General features: G+C 33.8%; 5 protein-coding genes. 1 reads left to right on the plus strand and 4 read right to left on the minus strand.

Annotated elements, in window-relative coordinates; genetic code table 11:
• Positions 1–216 precede the first annotated feature (216 nt).
• The 3 genes from PF572_00410 to PF572_00420 all read right to left on the minus strand — a co-directional run bounded on the left by PF572_00410 (position 217) and on the right by PF572_00420 (position 3890).
• A complete protein-coding gene (locus PF572_00410; protein MDA3839527.1) occupies positions 217–645 on the minus strand; it encodes a CGGC domain-containing protein in 429 nt (142 codons plus the stop codon).
• Positions 646–905: 260 nt separating this feature from the next.
• On the minus strand, positions 906–2180 hold the full coding sequence (locus tag PF572_00415) for an aspartate aminotransferase family protein (protein ID MDA3839528.1): 1275 nt from the start codon (positions 2178–2180) through the stop codon (positions 906–908).
• A 42-nt stretch (positions 2181–2222) separates the two neighbouring features.
• Positions 2223–3890 (minus strand): radical SAM protein, encoded by a 1668-nt coding sequence (locus PF572_00420; GenBank protein MDA3839529.1) that lies wholly within the window; start codon positions 3888–3890, stop codon positions 2223–2225.
• Positions 3891–4040: 150 nt separating this feature from the next.
• Between PF572_00420 and PF572_00425 the strand changes: the two genes are divergently transcribed.
• The gene (locus PF572_00425; GenBank protein MDA3839530.1) at positions 4041–4712 is read left to right on the plus strand and encodes an N-acyl-L-homoserine lactone synthetase; all 672 of its coding nucleotides are present in this window, start codon (positions 4041–4043) and stop codon (positions 4710–4712) included.
• Here the strand turns inward: PF572_00425 and PF572_00430 are convergent.
• Complete coding sequence (locus PF572_00430; GenBank protein MDA3839531.1) at positions 4709–5368, minus strand: autoinducer binding domain-containing protein; 660 nt, start codon at positions 5366–5368, stop codon at positions 4709–4711. The two genes, PF572_00425 and PF572_00430, sit on opposite strands and share 4 nt — an antisense overlap.
• Positions 5369–5749 lie beyond the last annotated feature (381 nt).

Genomic DNA, 5749 nt, shown 5'->3' on the forward strand with positions numbered 1-5749 from the left:
TCTCAACAGATGGTTAAAGAAAATAGTGGCTGGTAATTGACTTGGCAGTCATTGAAAAAGGAAGCTGATTCCACTTAAAAATCGTCAACCCGTGGTTTAAGAATGGGGGTAGGCGCACAATGGGGTATCATGCGCTACATCTATGTCATATATTATATTATTTATATTAAGTGAAATCATTGGTATGAAATTTAGTTTAGTTTTAATTACATCTAATTAATCTTTACCTAGTATCATATCTATCATGGTTTTATTCTCTTGAGAGAATAGTCCTTTTACTCTTGTTTTAAATTCATGATCAGATATATGCTCTGTGTGAGTTCCAATTACTATCGAAATATTTGGGAATTCTTTCTGGATATCCAGAAAGTATTTTTTCCTAAACGGACAAAGATTTTTAATACAATTAGAAAAATGGATAGCATCTATACGAAATTCCGTAAGTCCTCTAATTCTTTTCAACAACTTATCTGAACCTGTTAAGGTTGGGCATCCTGCGCAACTTATTATCCCTACTAATTGAATATCATCTTCATATTCTTTAAAATAGCCTCTTTTTTTTCTAAAATCAGCTAAGCAACTTGCAGATGAACAGCCAAGATCTTGTGTCGCATTTGAACAGGTAAGAATACCAATTCTTGTCATATTTCCACCTAAAGAAAGTTATTATTGTGTGCGATGATTAGAGCATGATTTGTTAACGCAAATATGGTGTGGGGAGCCTCTTCGAAACTCCCCACAACCGCCTTAGTAGCCTACGCCTACAGGTAGGGCATTTTCGTTCATTATCTCTTCCATAGTTATCACCTCCTTTTATAATAAATAAGATTTCATATATGCCGGAAATCGAAATAATATCCAGCAACTTATAAAGATTCTATTTCATTGCAGGTGGTTGTTTCTTTTTATTCTGGAGAAACACACGAGCTAAGGCTATAATCTAAAATTTCAATAGCATTATTAATATGTTCTTCATTGATTATGATAGGAGGAACTATTCTGAATATATTGTGTGGTATGACAATATTCATTATTAATCCATTATCTTGTGCAATTTGATTTATTTTATTTCCTTCAGATATCCCTGGAGTTTTTGTATTCCTATTTTTAACAATCTCAATACCAATCATTAAACCCAAGCCTCGAATATCACCAATTACTCTATGCTTATTTTTTAATTTATTTAACTCAACAGAAAATAAATTTCCCATCTCCAGTGAGTTATTCACTAAATTGTCTCTTTGAATTATATTAATTGTCTCCAAAGCTAATGCGCATACAAATGGGTCACACATGTGTGACGTGATATACTTAAAGCCATTATTAAAAGCTTTGTTTGATATATCTTCTGTTGTTACTACGGCAGATATGGGATAGCCACCACCAAGCCCTTTACCCAAAATTAAAATATCTGGTTCAATCCCATAATGCTGATAACAAAACATTTTACCTGTTCGACCTAGACCTGTTTGACATTCATCAAATATAAGCAAAGAATTACTTGATTCGACTAAGGTCTTGAGTCTAGTGAAAAAAGATTTTGGTGGTACAATAATACCTCCAGCCGCAAGTACTGGTTCGATTACAAATGCAGCTATTTGATCAGAACTGGATGATAATATTATTTTTTCCGCGATATCAAGACACTCTGAACTACATTCTTTTTTATCAAGATTATAAGGGCATCTATAACAATCAGGTGCGGGGATATGGATAAATCCTGGAGGAAAAGGACCTGTCCCTTTTTTGTACTCTTGAATTCCTGTCAGAGCAGAACACCCACTAGATAATCCGTGCCAACTACGCTCTAGTGATACAAATTCATATTTTCCTGTAACTAGTTTTGCCAGTCGCATTGCTAGCTCAACAGCTTCGCCTCCAGTAGTAAGAAAAAAGGATTTGTTTAATTTATTTGCATTTATTTCGGCGATTTTCTCTGCTAATTGCAATTCTTCTTCGCTATAAAATCCAGAGTGGATATGTATAATTTTTTGAGATTGAACATGTGCTGATTTAACCAAGTCATCGTTGCAATGACCAACAATTGAACAGACTTGACCAGCCGTTAAATCGAGATATTTCTTTCCTGAAGTATCCCAAACATAGACTCCTTTTGCTTTACTAAAAACTAGAGGAGTTCGTGCATTTGTATTTAATAAAAACTTCGATCTACTATTCATAATTTCCCTTGAAATTAGCGTTAAAAAAAAGACCACTACTGGTTATACCAGCCCCCCTCCAAACGTAACTAACCGATCTTCTTTTTCGATATGTTCCATAACATCAGGAATAACTTCAATCATTTGCATGTCTTCAGCGATATTTAGCGTCTCATCAACAATGGATCTAGCTTCATCTTCTGAGTAAGAAAATAGGAGTTTTATGGTATTGCAGATATCTGTATGATTATGATAACCATCACAACGATACAAAACTTCAAAATACTCTTTCGTTAACTTTTTACAGCTTAGATACATATCTGTTTTTCGTTTATTCTCAGGAAGATATGGGTTATAAATAACGCCTCCCTTCTTCGTTTTAATTATGCACACGTTCTTTCTCCGACGATATTTTTTCCCTGGAGAAATTGAGTCACCTGACCGAAAAAGGGTGTTGCACAAAACCATAGACTCTATAATTTCACTTTTTGTTAATAATTTTGTTTCATGAGTTGCTTCATCTAACTGGGACCACTTTGAAAAATTATAGTCGACAATATTTAGGCCATGTTCATGAGGCTTTGAGAAGTATATTGTGCCAGGATATGGTTTAAATGTGAATGCTCCCACGGCATCTGCCTTTACTTTTCCTAAAAATTTAATTGTTTCCATTTCTTGATTAAATGTTGTTTCCGGCAGACCAAATATTACAAATGCTAATGGTCGTATACCATGACTTCTTGTTAAGGAAAAAACATCTTCTGTAAGAGTTAGCTGGTCAAACTTTCCGATTTCTTTTAAGTATTTTTCTGAAGTACTTTCTACTCCATAGGCAATAAGATCACATCCAGCTTTTCTCATCCATGATAGAACTTCATCATCAACAAATTTCAGCCTTGTCATACATGGCCACTTGATGAATAAATCATTTTTTATAATTTCTTTACAAATCTCTATTACAAATTTTTTGTTTGCCGTAAATAAATCATCAAAGAAATAGAAATTTCTAAATCCGAGATCATAAGCTACTTTTATTTCAGATATTATATTTTCAACTGGTCGGTATCTAATATTTTTTTTAACATAGGAAGATGTGCAATAATCACACGCAAACAAGCATCCTCTTGAAATATCTAAAATATATCTCTCATTTCTTTTTACATAAATTTCCATTGGAAGTAAATTTACTTCAGGCAAGGGGATTTCTGCAAGATCCCTTATTAATTCCGCATCTTTGTTTCGTTTAATTTCCCCATTTTTATCTCGAAAAGCAATTCCGGACAAATTAGAACAATCTGATCCTGCTAGAATACATTGGCTTAATTCACTAAGGGTATGCTCACCTTCGCCTATTACAATATAATCAATGCTACCTGTCGTCTTTAATGCTTCTTCTGGCTGAAAAGAAACATATGTTCCTCCAACAATTATTGGGATATCAGGGAAATTTTTCTTGAGAAGATTTGCAATTTTTTGAACTATTGGAAAACTGTATGTTGATCTATTTGAGATAGCAAACATTTTAGGTATATTATTTTTTGCTTCTTCAATCAATTCTTCATAAGAAATACCAGAAATTGGCATATCTATTATCAATGATGTTGTATCATTTTTACGAACATACGCTGCTAATAGTGCAAGATTTCTTGGTGGATCAATTAATTTATAGTCAAATGGTGGATTAAGACGAAATTGCGGATTTATAAAGAGGATATCTAGAGATTTAGTCAATTTTTCACCAATAATTCTTAATTGTTATCTGCATTACATACTATTTTGGTAAAAAGATTAGCCTATTGTAGAAAGCATGTAACCTATCAGAATTGATAGGTTTTCTTATCACTGTTTTATGGTCATTTTTTCTTGAAAAAGGAGGTGGCCATGAAAGAAATAAATGAATATTTAATCGTCAATTTTTGTGAACAGAATTTAATCGTTAAAACACTAGTAAGTGTCACTGAAAAACAACAAGCTTATAAATTTAGAAAAACTATATTTATTGATGAACTTAACTGGGTTAAAGATGGCGGGGATGAATTTGAAATTGACGAATACGATAACACGGGAACAATTCCACTGGGTGTATTTGAACAGACAGGTAGAATGATTGCACATTTACGTATAACACTACCTCAGCATGATTTTATGATGGAAAAAGAATTTAGCGTACTGATTGATACCCCTATTCACAAAACAGATTACGCTATCGAAATTAGTCGAGTATGCACCTGTTCAGACACCAGGAATATAATGATTACAACTTCTCTTGGAAGTTACCATATTTCCATGCTGTTATATAAAGGGTTATATGAGTGGTGTTGCAAAAATCATATACATACCATGTATATGGTAATAGAATATAAGCTTTTCAGATTGTTGAAACTTTCGGGTTTTCCTTGTAAGAAAATAGGGAAAATAGTCCTAATGCCTGATGGAGTCTCTGCTATTTCTGTAAAAATAAATTGGCGAGAGTTTGAAAAAATCAACAGTGAAGCTAAACCACAGTTACTATCTTGGTTTAGCAATGTAGAGTCAATAAATTGTGCAGCTTAAGTTAGAGCGATTAATTTGTAGTATACGGCAATTGCAACTGCGTGACTTCTAGTATTAACATTTAATTTTTTAAAAATATTTTTGACATGAAAATTAATAGTCGCTTCAGTTACCTTTAAAATGACCGATATCTCCCACGATGTTTTTCCATTGGATAACCACTTGAGCACTTCGAGTTCTCTATTGGTGATATTTTGAAATTTTCTATCACTAACCTTTAGTGACAACAATGCGAGATGAAAGTGAGGTGTAAGCCTTTCAAGTATATATTCCGCTTTATTTTTATAATTTCTGAACCCACCAGCAGTTGAAACCATTGTCCATTGTGGGCCAATGTTGTCTCGAGTAAGACAAGAACAACCATCCTGTAATCCAAAATCGTGCGCCAAAGTTATAAAATTTTTATCAGGTGGAAGTTTACGATAAGTCTCTGACCAATGTTGTGGATTAGTACTTGCCATAGTAGTTAATACAATTGGGTCAATTCTCCAAAATTCCTGAGTCTGATATAATTCAACCCACTCCTGTGGATAATTTATATTCAAATCTTTAACAGCTGCCACCTCGCCCGTTGCTAATTCAGGAAACCCAAAAATAAGGTGCTCACATCCTATAAGCTCAATAAAAGAATAGGCTATTTTTTTAAATTGCTCCATATTTACAACATGTGTCAAGGAATGCATCAAATCTAACAGATTGTTTGCCTCTAATAACGTCAATGGGCTAATATTCATACAGATAACTCCTTAAACTTTACAAAAAAGTTGCACTCATAAAGTAAGTGCGACACATTTTGCTAAAAAAAGGTGCTCAGGACTAGTTGTTATTTTCTAAACAACCAAGTGGAGGGAGGTAACAATGAGATATTCTCAAATCACCTCAGGTGGAAGGGCACCCCACTTAATGGTCTGACAATGATGTGCGCCTACCCCCATTCTTAAACCACGGGTTGACGATTTTTAAGTGGAATCAGCTTCCTTTTTCAATGACTGCCAAGTCAATTACCAGCCACTATTTTCTTTAACCATCTGTTGAGA

The organism is Patescibacteria group bacterium (assembly GCA_027858235.1).
GTDB lineage: Bacteria > Patescibacteriota > Patescibacteriia > Patescibacteriales > BM507 > BM507.